We start from the raw sequence: 19242 nt of genomic DNA on the forward strand, positions 1-19242 counted from the left end.
GGAGGAATGCCATGACTCCGATAGCCTGGCTGATCATTGCAGCGGTTGTGCTGCCCTTGGCCTACTTCACCTGGGTTCTGGTTACGCTGGACCGGCGCGGTGCACTGGCCGTCCAAACGAATCTGGGACAAGGCTTTACCCAGAGCTCCACTTCCGCGATCCAGAGGACCCCGATCTTCCTGGGGATCTCCAAGCGGCTCACCCCCGGCAGCTATGAGGCGAAACTGGACCGGTGGCTTGCCCTGGCAGGACGTCCGGAATCCATGCCGCTGGAAAAGCTCATCATCTCGAAGCCGCTCCTCGCCCTGGGCGGCGCCCTGTTCGGCCTGCTTCTCATCAGCAAGGCCCCGACGCCTCCGATTTTCGGTTTGGCCCTCTTCATCACGGTGTTGTTCTACTTTGTCCCTGACCTCCTGGTCTACAACAAAGGCATCAAGCGCCAGCAGGCCATCGAGCTCGAGCTTCCGAATACCCTCGACCAAATGTTGATTTCGGTTGAGGCCGGCCTCGGCTTCGAGTCGGCAATGGCCAGGGCGGGGGAATACGGTGGCGGCCCGCTGGCCCAGGAGCTGATGCGGACACTGCAGGACATCCAGGTGGGCCGCCCTCGCCAGGAAGCCTACGCCGCACTGGCGGCCCGTTCTTCCGTCCAGGACCTGCGGAGTTTCGTGCGGGCGGTGGTCCAGGCCGATAAGTACGGCATCGGCATCGCGAAGGTGCTTCGTACCCAGGCCAAGCAAGCCAGGGTCAAGCGCCGGCAACGGGCCGAAGAAAAAGCCATGAAGCTGCCGGTGAAAGTTTTGTTCCCGCTCCTGCTGTTCATCTTTCCCGTGCTCTTCATCGTTCTCCTCGGCCCCGCAGCCATCAGCATCGTCGAGGCTTTGAGCTAACCAACCCGCCGGTTCTTCCGGCCCAAGACCCGGATCTCCCCGGTACCCAGAACCGTGGAGATCCGTTGCCACCCGGCGCCGAGGAGCGGGATCTCACGCCGGGCGAAGGCCCTGAGCGCGTGTGAGTGCTCGTTCAGGGCCTTCCTGGGGAAACCGAAACACCCACTCACGGAGTACATGAACTCCCTCAGCCCGCCAGGCTGAGGGAGTTCTTTTGCGTGCGCCGATTTCGCAACACGGGAGCAGGCTCAGCGCAGGATTAGCGCAGCGGACGCGCAAGACGGGCAGGCTTGGCGCAGGATGCTCGAAGATCCGGCAAATAGCAGGACAGTGCTTGCTACTTTTTTGGCAGAGCTGGTGCAGGACCAGCCACCCAAACTCGCTCAGGAGTCCCCATGCTTTCTCTCTACACCAACCTCGCATCCCGCCTCCGCCGTGAAGAGACCGGCGCCACCGCCGTCGAATACGGCATCATGGTTGCCCTCATCGCCGTCGTGATCATCGTCGCCGTCACGCTTCTAGGCGGAACCCTAACGGACATGTTCACCCAGGTTTCGTGCTCCGTCAGCAGCGGCACCTACACCGCGGGCGCTGATGCCGGCCTGGGCACCTGCACCCCCTAGTCCCCACCCTCCCGACGCGCCCCGGGCACGTCCACCAACGAAGTGGCGGCGGCACCCAAGCCGCCGCCACTTTCGCTGTCACCACCCTCCCATTGGCCTGAACGAAAGGCACCACCATGTCCAGGGCATCCGAGCGCGGAGCCGTAGCGGTCGAATTTGCGATCCTGGCACCTGTCCTCGTCATGCTGCTCCTGGGCATCGTGGAGTTTGGCCGGGCCTATAACGCCCAGGCCTCACTCTCCGCCGCAGCACGCGAAGGCGTGCGCGTGATGGCCATCTCCAACAACATGTCTGCTGCCAACACCGCGGCGAAGAGCACGGCAGTGTCCCTTAAGCCCGGGCTGGCGGACACGAACATCGCCTTCAAGAATCTCGATACCGGCACCACCAGCTGCGCACCGGGCAACCGCATGACCGTCACCATCAGCTACAACCTCTCCACCATGACCGGCATCGCCGGACCGTTTCCGATGACCGGCAAGGGGGCCATGCTGTGCGGCGGCTGACACATTTGCATCAGTCTCAAAACAGCAAGCACGACGGCGAACGCGGCGCCGCGAGCGTTCTGGTCGCCATCCTGCTGGTGGTGCTCCTGGGCTTCGGGGCCATCGCGGTGGACGTCGGAATGCTCTACGCCGAACGGACCCAGCTCCGCAACGGAGCCGACGCAGCCGCCCTCGCCATAGCCCAAAAATGCGCCAAGAGCGCCATTGATCCCGACTGCTCCGCCACATCAACCCTGGCAGCAGCCCTCACCAACGGCAACGCCAACGACCGCCTCAGCAACATCAAATCCACCGCGCTGGACAAGGCCGCGCGCACCGTGACAGTCACCGCGGCTTCGCAGGAAGCCGGCAAATCTCCCAACGAAGTCTCCCTCTTCTTCGCCCGGGTACTGGGCATGGACTCGGCCGAGGTCAATGCGCCGTCGACAGTCGTCTGGGGCAGTCCCGAAAAGGGGACCACTCCCTTTCCCATCACCGTGTCCGTCTGCCAGGTTCGCGACAGCACGAATATCATGCAGCTGCTCCAGCTACATGGAAAGAACGCCAACGTCGACTGTAATTACGGCCCGTCGGGTGCATTTGTACAAGGCGGATTCGGCGGTCTCAAACAGGATGCCAACCAGTGCGGCGCCCTGATCGACATCGCAATAAGCACCGCAGGCGGCGACACCGGCAACAATGCGCCTCCACATTGCGAGGCCACGCTGAACGGCTGGGCGGCGGACTTGACCGCCGGCAAGGACGTCATCGTTTTGCTGCCGATCTTCAATTCCGTTGTCGGAACCGGAACCAACGCTATCTACGGGCTGACAACGTTTGCCGCCTTCAAGGTTGCCGGGTGGAAGGTTGGCAGTTCGGGGCTTCCCTACACTTTCCGCAACCGGACCCCGGACGTCCCGGCCGACCTTGAATGCAGGGAGCCCTGCCGCGGAATTATCGGAACTTTCGTCAAATATGTTTCCCTGGCCAACGGCTACACGCTAGGCCCGGTCAACCCGGACGGCGCGACCGTCGTTGCGCTCAGAAATTAGCTCATGCATCCCCACGATTCACCTAGCAACAGGAGCAGTCAGTGAAGTCACGCTTGTTGGCAGGAGTAGCAGCAGTGCTGCTGGCCATTGTCGGGGCGGTACTCGTTGTCACGTACGCCCAGGGCGCCGACCAACGTGCCGTCAAGGACCTTGAGCCGGTGGGAGTGCTTGTGGTGACCAAGGCCGTCCCTGCCGGCGCCACTGTGGACACCGTTAAGGCCTCCGTGGCCCTGGAGCAGGTGCCCGGCACCGCCGTCGCAAAATCCGCCCTGGACACGCTTGACGAGTCCGCCGGAAAAGTGGCAGCGGCGGACCTCGTCCCGGGCGAGCAGCTCCTGGCGGAAAAGCTGGTGGCCCCGGAAGACCTCCAGACGTCCGGATCGGTGAAGGTCCCGGCAGGCCTCCAGGAAGTCTCTTTCCAGCTGGAGCCGCAGCGGGTGGTCGGCGGGCGCCTTACGCCCGGGGACCACGTGGGCATCTTCATCACCATGAAATCCGGCGGCATCGAGTCGAAGGCCGACAAGGAGACCACCCAGCTCTCCATCCACAAGGTCCTGGTCACCGCCGTCCAGCGGGCGCCCGAAGGAGCCACCAACCCCGCCCCATCCGCGAGCGCCGGGACGGAACCTAATCCCCGGGACGTCAACCTCCCCACCGGATCCCTGATGATCACTGTGGCGGTCAACGACGTCAACGCGGGGAAGATCGTCTTCGCTTCGGAAATGACCGACTTCGCCTCCATCTGGCTGACCCGGGAACCGCTCGACGCCGAGGACAACGGACCGCGCATCATGATCCGACCGGATGTCTACAAATGAGCCGCTTCGTCCTCATCACGCCCGATGTCGACTTCGACGGCCGCCTGCGGCAAGCCGTAGCCGGCGGCCTCCAGGGCGGCGTGCAGACCTTCTTCACCAGCCTGCTCCCCGCCGACCCCAATGACCTGTTTGCAGCCCTCAACCAGGAACAGCCCGAAGTACTCATCCTGGGACCGGACGTCCCCGTGGAAGAAGCCCTCCGGTTCGCCACGGTGATGAATGTCCGGTTCCCCGAGCTCAGCGTCATCCTCGCCACCGATCCGGACCCGGATTTCATCCTGCAGGCCATGCGTGCCGGCATCCGGGACATCCTCTCTCCCGGCTCCGATGCGGCGCAGATGCGGGTGCTCCTTGAGCGGGCCAACCAGTCCTTCGCCAACCGGTACCGTGTGCAGGCAGCCGCGCCGATGGCCGAGACCAACAAGGGCCTGGTCATCGGCGTCTTCTCCCCCAAGGGGGGCGTGGGCAAGACCACCATCGCCACGAACATCGCCATCGGCCTGGGCAAGATCGCCCCCATGAGCGTGGTGATCGTGGACCTGGACCTGCAGTTCGGCGACGTCGCCTCCGGGCTCTACCTCGATCCCCAGCACACCGTCACGGACGCGGTCTCCCCCGCCGCGAGCCAGGACTCCCTGGTCCTCAAGGCCTTCCTGACGGTGCACCCCGGCGGCATCTACGCCGTCTGCGCTCCGCCAACCCCCGTCGATGCGGACGAAATCACCCCGGAACAGGTCAGCCGGCTGCTGGAACAGCTGTCCGAGCAGTTCCAGTATGTTGTGGTGGACACCGCTCCGGGACTTCCGGAAATAGGGCTGGCCGCCATGGAGCAGTGCACGGACGTGGTGTGGGTCAGCGGCATGGACATCCCCAGCGTCCGCGGCCTGCGTTCGGGCCTGGACGTGCTGCGCCAGCTGGACATCCTTCCGGAGACCCGGCACGTGGTGCTGAACATGGCCGATTCCAAGCTGGGGCTGACCGTCCAGGACCTCGAGTCGACCATCGGCGCACCCGTGGACGTCAGCATTCCACGTTCCCGCGCCGTGGCCCTGTCCACAAACCGCGGCGTCCCCGTCCTGCAGGAATCGGCAAAGGACCCCGCCACCAAGGGCTTGAACCAGCTGGTCGAACGGTTTAACCCCGCCTGGCGGGCCACATCGCAACGCAAACTGCACCGAAGGGTAGTGGTCTAGGTGAAACTTTCAGAACGCATCAGTGCCGCCCAGGCGAAGTCGCAGGCGCCCTCGCAGTCGCGCACACCTGCCGCCGCATCGCAGCCGTCGGCCCACCGCGCCTCCACCGCAACCCTCGAGCTGGACCGGCCCGGGCCGGCTGCCCCGCAGCCGGAACCGTGGGCTCCGGTGAGGACGGACAAACGGACGACGACGGCGGCACCGGCTGCCGCCGTCGTCGTACCTTCATCGGGACCAGACCACGCGGACGAGGCGAAGCCCAAAGTCCAGCAGCCCGTGGACGCCTTCGCCGCTTTGAAGGAGAGGGCAGCCACGGCGCTGTTCGAGCGCTTGGGGGCCCGCTTCAACGACTCTGCAATCACAGAACTGGAGCTCCGCACCTCTGCCCGGGACGAGCTCACCCGCATCATCGACGCCGAGCAGGTGCCGCTCTCCTCGGAGGAGCGCACGCGCCTGGTGCAGGACGTTGCCGACGACGTCCTGGGCTACGGCCCCCTGCAGCGGCTGCTGGACGACCCTGCCGTCACTGAAATCATGGTCAACCGGATGGACCAGATCTACGTGGAGCGCAAAGGCCACCTCACGCTTGCCGATTCACGCTTCAGCTCGGAAGAACACCTGAGGAAGGTGATCGAGCGCATCGTGTCCAAGGTGGGCCGCCGCATTGACGAGTCCTCCCCCCTGGTGGACGCACGGCTGGAGGACGGGTCCCGTGTAAATGCGGTGATCCCCCCGCTTGCTGTCGGTGGATCGTCGCTGACCATCCGAAAGTTCAGCAAGGTTCCGCTCACTGTCCGCAACCTCATCGATTTCGGCACCCTGACGCCGGAAATGGCCGAGCTCCTGAACGCCTGCGTCAAGGCAAAGCTCAACATCATCGTCTCGGGCGGAACCGGAACCGGGAAGACCACTTTGTTGAATGTCCTCTCGTCGTTCCTGCCGTCGGACGAACGGATCGTCACCATCGAGGATGCCGTGGAACTCCAGATCCAGCAGGAACACGTGGTGCGGCTGGAGAGCCGTCCGCCCAACACGGAAGGCAAGGGCGAGGTGACCATCCGTGAACTGCTGCGCAACTCGCTGCGTATGCGCCCGGACCGCATCGTGGTGGGCGAGGTCCGCGGCGGCGAGTCGCTGGACATGCTCCAGGCCATGAACACGGGCCACGACGGGTCCTTGTCCACCGTTCACTCCAACTCCCCGCGCGACGCCGTGGCCCGCCTGGAAACGCTGGTGCTCATGGCAGGGATGGACCTGCCGCTGCGTGCCATCCGGGAACAGATCGCCTCGGCAGTGAACCTGATCGTCCAGATTTCACGGTTGCGTGACGGCAGCCGCCGCATCACGCACGTGACCGAGGTGCAGGGCATGGAGGGCGACATCGTCACACTCCAGGACGCCTTCGTTTTCGACTACTCGGCCGGGGTGGACGCCCAGGGCCGCTTCCTCGGACGGCCCGTGGCCACGGGCATCCGTCCGCGCTTCATCGACCGCTTCGAGGACCTAGGAATCCACGTCTCCCCCGCGGTCTTCGCCACCGCTGCCGGCCCCGGCGCCCATTCCGGCGCCCCCGGCCACGCCGGAGTGACCGGGCCGGCCGGCCCCGGAATGGCTTAGGAACGCCGCCATGCTGATGACCATCGGAGCCATGCTCCTCTTCCTCGCACCCCTGCTGCTGGGAGTAGCCTTGCTGATCCCCGGCGCACCGGAGATCGCCCTGAGCCGGCGCCGGCCCTACGATACCGACCCGCCCTCCCGGCTGACCCGCCTGGCGAACATCACCGTCGGTGCACTGGACCGTTTCCTGGCGTCCCGGAACGTCCGCCTCTACAACCGGGAGGCCCTGGAAAATTCGGGGGTCCGGCTCAGCCAGGCCGAGTTCATTGTCCTGGTTATTGCCGGCGCCATCGTGGGCGCACTCGTGGGCCTGGTGATCGGCGTGCCCGCCGTCTCCGTCCTCCTGGTTCTCCTGGCGCCCTTCGCGGGGCATCTGGTGCTCGGCTTCCTGGCCGGGAAGCGGCGCGCCAAGTTCGACCAGCAGCTCGGTGACACCCTCCAGCTCCTTGCCGGCGGCCTTCGGGCCGGCCACAGTATCCTCCGGGCCATCGACGCCGCGGCTGCGGAGTCCCAAAGCCCCACCTCGGAAGAGATGCGGCGCGTCATCACGGAGACCAGCCTGGGCCGTGACTTGCTCGCCTCCCTGACTGACACCTCTGAGCGCATGAAGAACGAGGACTTCGTCTGGATCGCGCAGGCCATCCAGATCAACCGCGAAGTGGGCGGCAACCTTGCGGAGGTCCTGGACCAGGTCAATGAAACGATCCGTGAACGGTCCGAAATCAAGGGGCATATCAAGGCACTCGCGGCCGAGGGCAAGTTCTCCGCCTACATCCTGATTGCCATGCCCATCGGCATCGTGCTGATGCTCATGGCCGTAAATCCCGGCTACATGGATGCCATGTTCACGCATCCGCTGGGCTGGGCCATGATCGCGGCGTCGGTGGTCTTCATGACCATTGGCAGCCTGTGGATGCGCAAAATCATCGATCTGAAGTTCTGAGGCCCTGATGAATCCCATGGTGATGGCCTCGCTCCTCCTCGTGTGCGTCCCCGTTGGCTACCTGGCCTGGTCGGTCCTGTCCGTGGACCGTAAGGCCCGGGCCACCACAGTGGCTCTCCTGGCCCGCGGCCGGAGGGCGGCCGAAGTTCCCGAAAAGACGACGGGCCGATTCCTCGACCGGATCGGCTACGGCCTGACTCCCGCAGCCTATGTCCGCAAACTGGACCGATTGCTCTCCCTCGCCGGCCGGCCCGCGGCCTGGCCGCTGGGGCGCATCCTCGCGGCAAAGCCCGTGCTGGGCCTGATGGGCGCTTCCCTGTTCATCCTCATCAGCATGAGCAGTCCGAAACCAATGATCAAACTTGCCGGGCTGTTCCTGCTCTTCCTCGGTTACTTCATCCCGGACCTGCTCCTCTACAGCAAGGGCACGGAGCGCCAGAAGGCCGTGCAGCTGGAACTGGCCAACACCCTGGACCAGATGCTGATCTCCGTGGAAGCCGGGCTGGGCTTCGAAGGTGCCATGGCCCGTGCAGGAGAAAACGGCAAGGGCCCGCTGGCCGAGGAAATCATCCGCACGCTGCAGGATATGCAGGTGGGGCGCAGCCGCAGGGAGTCCTACCTCGCCCTCGCGGAGCGGACCAACATTCCGGAACTGCGCAGTTTCGTCCAGGCGATTGTCCAAGCCGACACCTATGGCATTGCCATCAGCCGGGTCCTCCGCATCCAGGCCAAGGTCATGCGGGTGAAGCGCCGGCAGCGCGCCGAGGAAAAAGCGATGAAGCTGCCGGTCATGATCCTGTTCCCGCTGTTGTTCTTCATCTTCCCCGTCCTGTTCATCGCAATTCTCGGCCCCGCCGTCATCAACACGGTTGTCACATTCAGCGGCCAATAGCATGCCACAGGGCATCGACCATCCCCTGTTACCCCAAGAGACTCAAGGTTTCCACAAGATCTACCGAAGTCCAGCGAATTGACAGATTCAGGAAGTAGCGTTGTCATATGGCCATTTCAGGCAGCTGCACCGAAGACGAGGGCGCGGACCACGTCCCCGCCCTGTCTGCGGCTGCCCCGGGCGCGGACGCCGGCTCGGCCTTTGAGGACATCCCGCTCGTGGACCTCCTGGTGCTGCAGGACCTTGAAAGTCAACTGGCCCAGCCGGCCGTCGCCAGGAAGTTCGCCTTGGACTACATCGAGATCTGGGAACAGCGGTACCTCAACCTGACCACTGCGATCTTCGGCCAAGACCGTGCCACCGCCCTCGATGCCGCGATCAGCCTCAAGATCGGCTCCGCCATGGTGGGCGGCCTTCGCCTGGCCCGCCTGGCTGAGGATATCGAGAACATGATCCGCTCGGGCTGCTGGGACAAGGGACAGTCGATGCTGGAGCGCGTCTCAGACCTTGGCCGCGAGACAGTTGCCCGGCTCCGCGAAAGCTACCTCCCGCCAGGATACTCAGCCGAGTAGCCTGGCGGGATGCTTGTCAGCCAGACTGCCTAGACTTTGCCGGCCCCGAGCCGGTACCCGACACCCCTCACTGTCTGTAGCAGCTGCGGTGAGTGGGTATCTTCGTGGAGTTTCTTGCGGAGATTCCCGATGTGGACTTCCACGGCACGCTCATCAGCCTCGCTGATGTACGTGTCGTCCTGGTAGTAGTCCCCGCGCACCACCTTCACCAGAGCTGCCCGTGTGCACACGGCGCCGCCGGCCCGGAGGAGTTCTTCCAGCAGGACAAACTCGCTGCGGGTCAGGTCCAGTTCCCTGCCGGCCAGGGCGGCGGTCCTGGTCCGAGGGCTGAGCCTCAGGTCCCGGTGCTCCAGGACATCGCCGTGTCCGGCCCCGGGCACGGATCCCTGCCCGACGCCTGGTCCAGCTCCCTGCACGGCCCCGGTCCGGGCGGGCACTGCCGGACTGACCGGCACCGGGTGCCGTTGCTCGCCGCCGTGCCGTGGCCGCCGCATCATCGCCGCCACCCTCGCACGGAGTTCCAGCGGACGGAACGGTTTGGTGATGTAATCGTCCGCACCCGAATGCAGGGCGGTCAGCAGGTCCGGCTCCTCGGTGCGGCCGGTCAGCATCACCACGTAGGCGTCACTGAACTGACGGATGCGCCGCAGCACCTCGTAACCGTCGATGTCCGGCAGACCAACGTCCAACGTGACAACATTCGCGTGCTGATGCCGGACTAATTCAACGCCTTCGCGGCCGTCCGAGGCTGTATGCACCTCAAACCCCGCCTGAAGGAAGACCGATTCCAACAAGTTGCGTACATCCTTGTCGTCTTCGACAACCACAGCTATTCCCAGATCGCTCATGGCCAACCCCATAAATCCCCAGACCCCATGCAAGCACCTGCCCATCGCAAATGCTTGTTACACCCCCCGAGGGACTACGCTACAAGAAATCTTGCTTATTGGCGGCTCTTTTTTCCGTGGCAGAACACTGACTGTCAATTAGCATGACTTTGAAGTTAACTTTGTCCTCCGGGAAAGGTTCACCTGCGTGGCTGAAACATCCCTGGCTCCCAGTGCCGAGCGTTTCTTTCGCGCGCTCGGCCCGCGCGCCCAGGTGGTGCTGTGTCAGCTGCCGCTTTCCTTTGTAGTGCTGGCGCTGGCCGTTGCAGCCTATTTTGCATGGCCCGGCGTATACCAGAACGGAGCTTTCCTGGCGGCGTTGGGAATGCACGCCCTCCTTTTACTGGCGTGCTTCCTGTTGCCTTGGGAAAAGCTCGGCCCGTATTATCCGCTCTTCATTCCCATGCTTGATTTCATCGCCATCTGGCTGACCCGGATCGGCGTGCCGCCCAGCGTGCAGGGCCTTGGCGTCCTGGCGATATTCCCGGTGATCTGGGTGTCCGCATCCTCCTTGCCAGCGCGGAGCAGCCTTTTCCTCAGCTTCTGCGGACCCCTGTTGATTTCCCTGCCCGCGCTGTTCTCGAAGCTCCCGGGAATCGCCGCCGCGGATGTCGCTTCCGCACTGCTCCTGCCGCTGCTAATGCTCACGGTATCTTTCGCCATCAGATTCGCCAGCGTGAATATCAGGCTGCAGCACCGCGTCCTGGAGGCAAAAGACCGTGAAATGCGGGCGCTCTTTGCGGAGAGCAAAGAACGCGAAAAGTTGCTGGATACAATCCTCGAAACAGTGGACGTCGGCATTGTCGCCGTGAATGCCCAAGGGGACCGTCTCCTGACAAATGTCCGCCAGTCCGAATTGGAAGCTGCTGCGTCCCCGGCAGGGTTATCCGGTGAAGTGGCGGACCCTTCGACGGAAGGGCAGCTCAATATCCTCAGCCAGGACGGAAAATCACCGTTGCCTCCTGATAGGCGCCCCGTTTACCGGGCCGTCCGCGGCGAATCCTTTGCAGATTACCTGGTCTGGTTCGGCGCGGGAGCGCAGCGCCGGGCCATCTCTACGGCAGCGAGATCCATCAGGAACGACGACGGCGGGTTCAATGGCGCCGTGGTTGTCTTCAATGATGTCACCGGCCTGGTGGAGGCGCTGGCAGCCAAGGATGACTTCCTGTCCAACGTGACCCATGAACTGCGCACTCCCCTGAATTCCGTGATAGGAAACCTCGATCTGGTGCTCGACGGCGACCACGGGCTCCCGCCTTTGGCCACACAGCGGCTGGAAGTGGCGCACCGCAACACCGAGCGGCTCGTCACTCTTGTGTCGGACCTTTTGCTGTCGGCGTCAGCGGCGCTTCCGGTGCATCCGCGGAGGACGGATTTGTCCGGGCTGGTGGATTTCTGCGTGGGATCGGCAAGGGAGCATGCCTCTGCTGCAAGGGTCCAGGTTGTGGCCGACGTGCCAGTGCCATTGTGGGCGCAGGTGGACCCGCTCCGGCTTGGACAAGTGCTGGACAACCTTCTGTCCAACGCAATCAAATACTCCCCCGGCGGCGGGACTGTCCGGGTCACGGCCCGCACGGAACCCGGGCAGGTGTACCTGCGCGTGGATGACACGGGAATGGGAATGGCTCCGGCCGACGCGGCGCAGGTTTTTACGCGGTTTTTCCGCAGCAGCGAGGTCGTGGAGTCCGGCATCCCCGGCATCGGCCTGGGCCTGTCCATCACCAAGGCCATTGTCGAACTCCACGGCGGCTCCATCACCTGTGCCAGCCGGCCGGGCGACGGCAGCAGCTTCACTGTGGTCATCCCCGCCGACGAACCCTCGCCGGCGCTGTAGCCGCCGATGCTACTTGCGTAGCGCCCTGGTCAGCTCCGCCCGGGCCAGCAGTTCGCCGTCCGAGGGATAGGCCACTTCCTCGAGCACCAGGGGGTGCGGCGCGGACAGCACGGATTTCGCGTCACGCTTCCGCTCGAGCAGGCGCTCGTAGAGCCACCCCGGCTTTTCCGCCCCGGAACCGACATACAGGGCCGACCCCACGAGCGCGCGCACCATGTTGTGGCAGAACGCGTCAGCCTGCACGGTGGCCACGATGACGCCGTCGCTCCCCCGCGCAAACTCGAACCGCTGCAGCTCCCGGATGGTGGTGGACCCTTCCCTTGGCTTGCAATAGGAGCGGAAGTTCTGCAGCCCCAGAAGTTTGGACGCACCCTCGTTCAACAGCGCGACATCGAGTTGTTCCTTGTGCCAGAGCGTGGAATACCGGCCCAACGGGTCCCACAGCGCCGGACCGTCCGCAATGCGGTAGCTGTACCGGCGCCACAGTGCGGAGAACCGTGCGTCGAACCCCGCAGGTGCCACGGAGACGCTGTGCACCTCAATGGCACCGGTGAGGTCGCCGAGTCCGCGGCTGAGTGCCCCGCGCAGCCGCCGCAGGAGTGCGACGGCGGGATCCAGTTCAGCGCCGCGGTTCAGTCCCTGCCACTCTTCTGCGCTCAGGTCCAGGTGGACCACCTGGCCGCGGGCGTGCACCCCGGCGTCGGTGCGGCCGGCAACTGTCACGCGCACCTTGCGCCTGATCAGGAGCGCCAGGGCATCCTCCAGGACGCCCTGGACGGTCAGCATGCGGGGCTGGACAGCCCACCCGCTGAAGGGTCCGCCGTCGTACGCCAAATCCATCCGGATACGCAAAAACCCGCCGCCCCCCAAAACGGGGGCAGCGGGTTCTTGGTGGTTCATAGACTTAAGTCTATGCGAAGGTTTCAGCGAATTACTTCGCGTCCTTTTCCTCAGCGGCCGGCTTCTCAGCAGCTTCCTCAGCGGCCGGAGCCTCTTCGGTTGCAGCAGCTTCAGTCTCAGCGGCTTCGGCTTCCGGAGCAGCTTCGGTCTCGGCAGCCTCTTCTTCTGCAACGGGTGCAGCAGCAGCGGCTTCCTTCTTGTCGGCGTCGCGCTTGGCAGCGGAAGTAGCCTCGGCTACAACGGCCTGCTTGGCGGAAACCGGCTCAAGGACGAGCTCGATGACAGCCATGGGAGCGTTGTCGCCCTTGCGGTTGCCGATCTTGGTGATTCGGGTGTAGCCGCCATCGCGGTTCTCGACTGCCTGTGCAATGTCGGTGAACAGCTCGTGGACGACGCCCTTGTTGCTGATCAGGCCGAGTACACGGCGGCGGGAAGCGAGGTCGCCACGCTTGGCGAAGGTCACCAGGCGCTCTGCGTACGGCTTCAGGCGCTTGGCCTTGGTCACCGTGGTGGTGATCCGCTTGTGCTCGAACAGTGCTGCTGCCAGGTTCGCGAGCATAAGACGCTCGTGAGCCGGGCCGCCTCCGAGGCGCGGACCCTTAGTGGGGGTAGGCATAATTGTTTCTCCTCATATGGAAGCCGGTGGGCTGCGCACAACATGGTGCATCCAGCCAGCCGGCCAAGATCTGCTTGTTAGAGCTCGTCGTCGCTGAACGCGGCGTCGTCCTCTTCGATGGCTGCGGCGCGTGCTGCCAGGTCGAAACCGGGAGGGGAGTCCTTGAGGGACAGACCCAGTTCAACCAGCTTGGCCTTGACCTCGTCGATGGACTTCGCACCGAAGTTGCGGATGTCCATCAGGTCGGCCTCGGAGCGGGCAACGAGTTCACCCACGGTGTGGATGCCCTCACGCTTGAGGCAGTTGTAGGAACGGACGGTGAGGTCCAGATCCTCGATCGGCAGGGCCATGTCAGCTGCCAGGGCAGCGTCAGTCGGCGACGGGCCAATCTCGATACCTTCAGCTGCGGTGTTCAGCTCGCGGGCCAGACCGAACAGTTCCACCAGGGTGGTGCCTGCGGAAGCAACGGCATCGCGCGGGGCGATGGCCTGCTTGGTCTCGACGTCGACAATCAGCTTGTCGAAGTCAGTGCGCTGCTCAACACGGGTGGCTTCCACGCGGAAAGTAACCTTCAGCACCGGCGAGTAGATCGAGTCGACCGGGATGCGGCCGATCTCGGAATCGCCGGACTTGTTCTGAGCTGCCGAAACGTAGCCGCGGCCGCGCTCGATGGTCAGTTCGAGTTCGAACTTGCCCTTCGAGTTCAGCGTGGCAATGTGCAGATCCGGGTTGTGGAATTCGACGCCGGCCGGCGGAGCAATGTCCGCGGCGGTGACGACTCCCGGGCCCTGCTTGCGCAGGTAGGCAACAACCGGCTCGTCGTGCTCGGAGGAGACCGACAGGTTCTTGATGTTCAGGATGATCTCGGTGACATCTTCCTTGACACCCGGAACCGTGGTGAACTCGTGCAGCACGCCATCGATCCGGATGCTGGTTACAGCAGCGCCCGGGATGGAGGAGAGCAGGGTACGGCGGAGGGAGTTTCCGAGAGTGTATCCAAAGCCCGGCTCCAGCGGTTCAATGATGAAACGGGAGCGGTTTTCGGAGACGACCTCTTCAGAGAGGGTGGGGCGCTGTGCAATGAGCACTTAGGTTTCCTTTCGGCGAGCATCCGCTATATGACGCAACACAGGTGGTGGAAATTCGGTCTGAAGACTTAACGCGGCTGGGCCTGCCCGGACCCGCGAAGGTCCGGGCAAGCTCCAGCTGCTGGAAACGTCTTAGACGCGGCGGCGCTTCGGCGGGCGGCAGCCGTTGTGCGCGGCGGGGGTGACGTCCTGGATGGAGCCAACCTCCAGGCCGGCGGCCTGCAGCGAGCGGATTGCGGTTTCGCGGCCGGAACCCGGTCCCTTGACGAACACGTCAACCTTCTTCAGGCCGTGCTCCTGGGCGCGCTTTGCAGCAGCTTCGGCAGCCATCTGGGCAGCGAACGGGGTGGACTTACGTGAGCCCTTGAAGCCAACCTCACCGGCGGAAGCCCAGGAGATGACAGCACCGTTCGGATCCGTGATGGAAACGATGGTGTTGTTAAAAGTGCTCTTGATGTGCGCCTGGCCCAGCGCGATATTCTTCTTGTCCTTCTTACGCGGCTTGCGAACCGCGCCACGAGTCTTCGGGGGCATTATTTCTCCTACAGAAAGTTATGGGGGGAAAGTCAGCAGCTATTTCTAGCGGCCGGCTTTCTTCTTGCCGGCGACGGTGCGCTTCGGACCCTTGCGGGTACGGGCGTTGGTCTTCGTACGCTGTCCGCGTACGGGCAGGCCCTTGCGGTGACGCAGGCCTTCGTAGCTGCCGATTTCAACCTTGCGGCGGATATCAGCGGCCACTTCGCGGCGAAGGTCACCCTCAACCTTGTAGTTGCCTTCAATGTAGTCACGCAGCTCAACCAACTGTGCGTCCGTCAGGTCCTTGACCCGAACGTCAGCGCTGATGCCGGTAGCAGCCAGGGTTTCGTGTGCACGGGTCTTGCCCACGCCGTAGATGTAAGTAAGCGCAATTTCCAGCCGCTTTTCGCGGGGAATGTCTACGCCAGCGAGACGAGCCATAGTGGCGGTACTCCTTGTATAAACCGGAGGTCGTAGGCAGTACACCCGCACTTTCAGTGCGGCCCCAGCCTCCGACCGGGGGTTAGCTGTCCGGGCTCTTTCGAGCTAATGTCCCAGTTCAGCTTGTGCTGCCTTTATTTACTTGCGTGGGTTAGCAACCCAGGGTTTCCCGTGAAGGGAAATTAGCCCTGGCGCTGCTTGTGGCGCGGGTTCTCGCAGATCACCATGACCCGGCCATTACGGCGGATCACTTTGCACTTTTCGCAGATCTGCTTGACGCTCGGCTTGACCTTCATGGCGTTCCTTTGCGTGTTGCAGTTGGTCGACTGGACCGGCCTTCGGCTAATGCTCTGGCCACCCAGTGTTTACTTGTAGCGGTAGACGATACGACCACGTGTGAGGTCGTACGGGCTCAGCTCCACCACTACCCGGTCCTCAGGGAGAATCCTGATGTAGTGCTGGCGCATTTTTCCAGAGATGTGCGCCAGAACGATGTGCTTATTGGTGAGCTCAACGCGAAACATCGCATTGGGCAGCGCCTCAGTCACAACGCCCTCGATCTCAATGACCCCGTCCTTCTTGGCCATACCCTCCGCTAACTGTTGTTGCCGCAGCCTCCCGGTTGGCACCGGACATGACTGCGAACGTTTTTGATTGATTGGCTGCTGCCTTGCGACCGCAAAAGGGCGCAAACAGGGCAGACAACCAACAGACAACACTACGCCATCTCGGCAGGAATGTTAAATCGGACCATGGTAGCGCACTACCGGGCCGTACGCAGCAAATACCCCTGCCGGGGTTGAGATGCCCTTCGCCTGCGAGACACCGTCCAGGATGGCTTCGGTCACGACGTCGGCCGCTGCGCTCTGCAGGGCAATGAGGCTGAACAGCCGGGGGGCGTCGGGGCTGCTGTGAAGTTCGACGGCGCCGGTCGCCAGCGCGAACACGGTGTCGCCATCCGCCAGGGTATGGGACGGATTCAGCGCCCGGGCCAGTCCCGCATGGCAGGCAGAGGCGGTCCGCTTACACTCCACCTTGGTCAGCACGGCATTGGTCGCGACGACGACCAACGTGGTGTTGAGGGGTGGGCCAGCTTTCTCTCCCGGACGCGCGGAGGTTTCGGGAATTCCATCACGAACACCCACCGGCAACCCCACGGCATTGACCACTGCCAGCGCCCCTATGACTACGCCGTTCTCCAGGGTGGCGGACGCCGTGCCCACGCCGCCCTTGTAGGTCCCCCGGCCGAGAACCGCACCGGTGCCGGCGCCCACGCTGCCGCGTTCGACGTCGTGCCCTTCCTTTTGGGCGGCAGCGGCGGCAGTTGCGGCGTAACCCATCTCCTCGTCGGGGCGGGCGGAAAAGTCACCGCCGCGGCCGAGGTCAAAGATGGCGGCAGCCGGGACGATCGGCACGAGTCCTCCGGGCACGGCGAGTCCCCGGCCGTTCTCCTCGCACCAGCGCTGGGCACCGCGCGCTGCGACGAGTCCGTAGGCACTGCCGCCGGTGAGCACCACAGCATCCACCTGCTGGGAGAGGGTGGCGGGGTCCAGGGCATCGGTTTCGAAGGTGGCCGGACCGCCGCCGCGGACGTCAACGGAACCCACGGTTCCGGGCGGTGGCAGCACCACCGTCACCCCGGTGAGCCAGCCGCCGTCGGACGCCTGTTCTGATCGAGACCCGTTTTTCTGGATGTGGCCTACCCGGATCCCGGTGACGTCGGTAATCGCTCCCATGGCTCCATTGTGCGCCCCTGCGATAACTGAGTGTCCACTCCCGGGCATTCGGCGACCCGCGGGAGCGCCTCCGTCCCGCAAAACAAACGTTATGCAATACTGCCTGCAACACAGCGTTAACGGGCAAGGAAGCCTTGAATAACAAACCTCTGACGAGGCCTTGTGCGGGATTCTGCCCACCAACCATGTGGTGAAGTGAAGCTAAATCCCCACGCCCACAGGCCTGTATTGAGCAGGCCCGGATCCGTTAGAGACCGAATGACACGACAACTGACTGACAGGCCGCCCGCCGTCGCGGACGCCGGTCCGGCTCTGCGCAACCGGCCGAAATGGTCCGGCAGGACCCGGCGGGACTTCTTCGTCTTCCTTGCCCTCGCGCTGCCCAACCTGGTGCTGATCGCGGTTTTCACCTACCTCCCGCTCATCAACAACGTCTATTACTCCACGCTGGACTGGACCCTGGGGTCGGCGTCGGCCACCGTGGTGGGGCTGGACAACTACGTCACGTTCTTCACCAGTGCCGATGCCGCGAAGGTGCTCGGCACCACGGCGGTCTTCACGCTGGTGACGGTGGGCGGCTCCATGGTGCTGGGCCTGCTGATCGCACTCGCGTTGAACTCCAAGGTCCGCGGGACCACCTTTGCGCGATCCGCCGTTTTTGCGCCCTATGTCCTCAGCGGCGTGGGCGTGGGACTCGTGTGGCTCTTCATCTTCGATCCCGGCTATGGAGTCCTGGCCTGGGTCCTCCGCGGACTGGGCCAGCAAAGCCCCCAATGGATCAACGATCCGCAGCTCTCGCTGGTCATGGTGATCATCGTGTACGTCTGGAAGAACCTCGGTTACTGCGCTGTGGTGTACCTTGCGGGGCTGCAGTCGCTCCCGCAGGACGTCATGGAGGCCGCTTCCCTTGATGGTGCCAACGGCTTCCGGCGCTTCCTGAGCATGTCCGTGCCGTTGCTCTCCCCCACCACGTTCTTCCTGCTGATCACCACCATGCTCAGTTCGCTGCAGGCATTCGACCTGATCAGGATCATGACACCCCTGGGCAATGGCACCAGCACGCTGATCTACGAGGCCTACCTCCAGGCATTCGGTGCCTTCAACCGGGCCGGCTACTCTGCGTCCATCTCCGTGGTGCTCTTCGCCATCCTGCTGATCATCACCGTGCTGCAGCTGCGGTTCGTCGAACGGAAGGTGCACTACTCGTGAGCACGAACCGGCCGCTCTCCCGCGCCAACATCGTCCAGACCATTGCCGGCGGCTACGTCCCGCTGATCCTGGCAACCCTGGTGGTGTTCCTGCCCCTGCTCTGGATGATCCTGAGTTCGTTCAAGCAGCCCGGCGAGATCATCACCATGGACCTAAAGCTTCTTCCGGAAACACTGAACCTGGAGAACTACAACATCGCCATGACCACGGTGCCGTTCGCGCAGTTCTTCCTGAACAGCACCATCGTCACGCTGGTGGGCGCCACCATCAAGGTGCTGCTGGCAATCCTCACCGCCTACGCCCTGGTGTTCGTACGGTTCCCCTACAAGAACGCCATCTTCGTGCTGATCCTCGTGGCCCTGATGGTTCCTCCGCAGGTATCCATCCTGCCCAATTACATCCTCATCGCCGGGATGGGCGGAAAGAACACCCTCTGGGGCATCATCCTCCCCGGCCTGGGAACCGCCTTCGGCACCTTCCTGCTTCGCCAGCACTTCATGACGCTGCCGGCCTCCATCCTGGAGTCCGCGGAGATCGACGGCGCCGGCCACTGGCGCCGTCTCTGGCGGATCGTGGTCCCGGTCTCGGTCCCCTCAATCGCCACCGTGGCACTGGTCACCGTGGTCAGCGAGTGGAACGACTACATCTGGCCGCTCATCATCACGGACCGGCCTGAAACCATGACCCTCCCCGTGGGACTCACGCTGCTGCAGAACTCCGAGGGCAACGGTTCCGGCTGGGGCATCCTCATGGCCGGCGCCGTTCTGGTGATCGTGCCCATCCTGGTGGTTTTCGCAGCCCTCCAGCGCTACATCGTGGCCGGCCTCACCCAAGGCAGCGTCACCGGCTAGGGCCGGCAATTGCCTGCCGGGCGGCTAAACGCTTCCTCCGCACCACCCGTCATCCCACCCGTACAACGAGTCAGCATGA

22 protein-coding genes are annotated in these 19242 nt (G+C 63.9%); 13 read left to right on the forward strand and 9 right to left on the reverse strand.

Going from position 1 to position 19242, the window contains the following annotated elements; genetic code table 11:
- Positions 1-11: 11 nt before the first annotated feature.
- From RW112_RS03415 to RW112_RS03460, 10 genes are all read left to right on the forward strand, one after another.
- On the forward strand, positions 12-890 hold the full coding sequence (locus tag RW112_RS03415) for a type II secretion system F family protein (protein WP_317780425.1): 879 nt from the start codon (positions 12-14) through the stop codon (positions 888-890).
- 395 nt (positions 891-1285) lie between these two features.
- Positions 1286-1513: a Flp family type IVb pilin gene (locus RW112_RS03420; protein WP_317780426.1), complete on the forward strand. Its 228-nt coding sequence runs from the start codon at positions 1286-1288 to the stop codon at positions 1511-1513.
- Between the two features lie 116 nt (positions 1514-1629).
- Positions 1630-2019 (forward strand): TadE/TadG family type IV pilus assembly protein, encoded by a 390-nt coding sequence (locus RW112_RS03425; protein ID WP_317780427.1) that lies wholly within the window; start codon positions 1630-1632, stop codon positions 2017-2019.
- Between the two features lie 5 nt (positions 2020-2024).
- Complete coding sequence (locus RW112_RS03430; RefSeq protein WP_317780428.1) at positions 2025-3050, forward strand: pilus assembly protein TadG-related protein; 1026 nt, start codon at positions 2025-2027, stop codon at positions 3048-3050.
- Between the two features lie 41 nt (positions 3051-3091).
- On the forward strand, positions 3092-3868 hold the full coding sequence (locus RW112_RS03435) for a Flp pilus assembly protein CpaB (RefSeq protein WP_317780429.1): 777 nt from the start codon (positions 3092-3094) through the stop codon (positions 3866-3868).
- Positions 3865-5061 carry a CpaE family protein gene (locus tag RW112_RS03440; RefSeq protein ID WP_317780430.1) on the forward strand — a complete coding sequence of 399 codons (1197 nt, stop codon included), beginning with the start codon at positions 3865-3867 and terminating at the stop codon, positions 5059-5061. The genes RW112_RS03435 and RW112_RS03440 overlap by 4 nt, the downstream gene beginning before the upstream one ends.
- Positions 5062-6678, forward strand: coding sequence for a CpaF family protein (locus RW112_RS03445; protein ID WP_317780431.1), 1617 nt, complete (start codon positions 5062-5064; stop codon positions 6676-6678). It abuts the gene before it with no gap.
- A gap of 10 nt (positions 6679-6688) precedes the next feature.
- A complete protein-coding gene (locus RW112_RS03450) occupies positions 6689-7621 on the forward strand; it encodes a type II secretion system F family protein (RefSeq protein WP_317780432.1) in 933 nt (310 codons plus the stop codon).
- A 7-nt stretch (positions 7622-7628) separates the two neighbouring features.
- A complete protein-coding gene (locus RW112_RS03455; RefSeq protein WP_317780433.1) occupies positions 7629-8513 on the forward strand; it encodes a type II secretion system F family protein in 885 nt (294 codons plus the stop codon).
- Positions 8514-8620: 107 nt separating this feature from the next.
- A complete protein-coding gene (locus RW112_RS03460) occupies positions 8621-9085 on the forward strand; it encodes an Hpt domain-containing protein (protein ID WP_317780434.1) in 465 nt (154 codons plus the stop codon).
- 29 nt (positions 9086-9114) lie between these two features.
- On the opposite strand, the gene RW112_RS03465 is transcribed toward RW112_RS03460, so the two are convergent.
- Complete coding sequence (locus RW112_RS03465; protein WP_317780435.1) at positions 9115-9933, reverse strand: response regulator transcription factor; 819 nt, start codon at positions 9931-9933, stop codon at positions 9115-9117.
- Between the two features lie 187 nt (positions 9934-10120).
- Here RW112_RS03465 and RW112_RS03470 point away from each other — a divergent pair, with 187 nt between their 5' ends.
- Positions 10121-11806 (forward strand): HAMP domain-containing sensor histidine kinase, encoded by a 1686-nt coding sequence (locus RW112_RS03470; RefSeq protein ID WP_317780436.1) that lies wholly within the window; start codon positions 10121-10123, stop codon positions 11804-11806.
- A gap of 9 nt (positions 11807-11815) precedes the next feature.
- Here RW112_RS03470 and RW112_RS03475 read toward each other — a convergent pair whose 3' ends face one another.
- From RW112_RS03475 to RW112_RS03510, 8 genes are all read right to left on the reverse strand, one after another.
- On the reverse strand, positions 11816-12706 hold the full coding sequence (locus tag RW112_RS03475) for a tRNA pseudouridine synthase A (protein WP_317780437.1): 891 nt from the start codon (positions 12704-12706) through the stop codon (positions 11816-11818).
- A 31-nt stretch (positions 12707-12737) separates the two neighbouring features.
- Positions 12738-13322 carry a 50S ribosomal protein L17 gene (rplQ, locus tag RW112_RS03480; RefSeq protein WP_305941786.1) on the reverse strand — a complete coding sequence of 195 codons (585 nt, stop codon included), beginning with the start codon at positions 13320-13322 and terminating at the stop codon, positions 12738-12740.
- A gap of 77 nt (positions 13323-13399) precedes the next feature.
- Entirely contained in the window at positions 13400-14410 is a 1011-nt protein-coding gene (locus RW112_RS03485) for a DNA-directed RNA polymerase subunit alpha (protein ID WP_011692778.1), read from the reverse strand.
- A 132-nt stretch (positions 14411-14542) separates the two neighbouring features.
- A complete protein-coding gene (rpsK, locus tag RW112_RS03490) occupies positions 14543-14944 on the reverse strand; it encodes a 30S ribosomal protein S11 (RefSeq protein WP_011692779.1) in 402 nt (133 codons plus the stop codon).
- A gap of 45 nt (positions 14945-14989) precedes the next feature.
- On the reverse strand, positions 14990-15367 hold the full coding sequence (rpsM, locus tag RW112_RS03495; RefSeq protein ID WP_011692780.1) for a 30S ribosomal protein S13: 378 nt from the start codon (positions 15365-15367) through the stop codon (positions 14990-14992).
- A gap of 182 nt (positions 15368-15549) precedes the next feature.
- Entirely contained in the window at positions 15550-15663 is a 114-nt protein-coding gene (gene rpmJ / locus RW112_RS03500) for a 50S ribosomal protein L36 (RefSeq protein ID WP_009358722.1), read from the reverse strand.
- Positions 15664-15732: 69 nt separating this feature from the next.
- Positions 15733-15954 carry a translation initiation factor IF-1 gene (infA, locus tag RW112_RS03505; protein ID WP_009358723.1) on the reverse strand — a complete coding sequence of 74 codons (222 nt, stop codon included), beginning with the start codon at positions 15952-15954 and terminating at the stop codon, positions 15733-15735.
- A 153-nt stretch (positions 15955-16107) separates the two neighbouring features.
- A complete protein-coding gene (locus RW112_RS03510) occupies positions 16108-17103 on the reverse strand; it encodes a P1 family peptidase (RefSeq protein ID WP_317780439.1) in 996 nt (331 codons plus the stop codon).
- 258 nt (positions 17104-17361) lie between these two features.
- Between RW112_RS03510 and RW112_RS03515 the strand changes: the two genes are divergently transcribed.
- Positions 17362-18312: a sugar ABC transporter permease gene (locus RW112_RS03515; RefSeq protein WP_317780440.1), complete on the forward strand. Its 951-nt coding sequence runs from the start codon at positions 17362-17364 to the stop codon at positions 18310-18312.
- Positions 18309-19163, forward strand: a complete 855-nt coding sequence (locus RW112_RS03520) for a carbohydrate ABC transporter permease (protein ID WP_317780441.1) — start codon at positions 18309-18311, stop codon at positions 19161-19163. The genes RW112_RS03515 and RW112_RS03520 overlap by 4 nt, the downstream gene beginning before the upstream one ends.
- Positions 19164-19242 lie beyond the last annotated feature (79 nt).

The organism is Arthrobacter sp. B10-11, assembly GCF_033142195.1.
GTDB lineage: Bacteria > Actinomycetota > Actinomycetes > Actinomycetales > Micrococcaceae > Arthrobacter > Arthrobacter oryzae_C.

Bases quoted from the DNA above. Each gene is read 5' to 3' on its own strand.
- RW112_RS03415 (WP_317780425.1), top strand. From the start codon at position 12: ATGACTCCGATAGCCTGGCTGATCATTGCAGCGGTTGTGCTGCCCTTG.
- RW112_RS03420 (WP_317780426.1), top strand. From the start codon at position 1,286: ATGCTTTCTCTCTACACCAACCTCGCATCCCGCCTCCGCCGTGAAGAG.
- RW112_RS03425 (WP_317780427.1), top strand. From the start codon at position 1,630: ATGTCCAGGGCATCCGAGCGCGGAGCCGTAGCGGTCGAATTTGCGATC.
- RW112_RS03440 (WP_317780430.1), top strand. From the start codon at position 3,865: ATGAGCCGCTTCGTCCTCATCACGCCCGATGTCGACTTCGACGGCCGC.
- RW112_RS03450 (WP_317780432.1), top strand. From the start codon at position 6,689: ATGCTGATGACCATCGGAGCCATGCTCCTCTTCCTCGCACCCCTGCTG.
- RW112_RS03455 (WP_317780433.1), top strand. From the start codon at position 7,629: ATGAATCCCATGGTGATGGCCTCGCTCCTCCTCGTGTGCGTCCCCGTT.
- RW112_RS03460 (WP_317780434.1), top strand. From the start codon at position 8,621: ATGGCCATTTCAGGCAGCTGCACCGAAGACGAGGGCGCGGACCACGTC.
- RW112_RS03465 (WP_317780435.1), bottom strand. From the start codon at position 9,933: ATGAGCGATCTGGGAATAGCTGTGGTTGTCGAAGACGACAAGGATGTA.
- RW112_RS03475 (WP_317780437.1), bottom strand. From the start codon at position 12,706: ATGAACCACCAAGAACCCGCTGCCCCCGTTTTGGGGGGCGGCGGGTTT.
- rplQ (WP_305941786.1), bottom strand. From the start codon at position 13,322: ATGCCTACCCCCACTAAGGGTCCGCGCCTCGGAGGCGGCCCGGCTCAC.
- rpsK (WP_011692779.1), bottom strand. From the start codon at position 14,944: ATGCCCCCGAAGACTCGTGGCGCGGTTCGCAAGCCGCGTAAGAAGGAC.
- rpsM (WP_011692780.1), bottom strand. From the start codon at position 15,367: ATGGCTCGTCTCGCTGGCGTAGACATTCCCCGCGAAAAGCGGCTGGAA.
- rpmJ (WP_009358722.1), bottom strand. From the start codon at position 15,663: ATGAAGGTCAAGCCGAGCGTCAAGCAGATCTGCGAAAAGTGCAAAGTG.
- infA (WP_009358723.1), bottom strand. From the start codon at position 15,954: ATGGCCAAGAAGGACGGGGTCATTGAGATCGAGGGCGTTGTGACTGAG.
- RW112_RS03510 (WP_317780439.1), bottom strand. From the start codon at position 17,103: ATGGGAGCGATTACCGACGTCACCGGGATCCGGGTAGGCCACATCCAG.
- RW112_RS03515 (WP_317780440.1), top strand. From the start codon at position 17,362: ATGACACGACAACTGACTGACAGGCCGCCCGCCGTCGCGGACGCCGGT.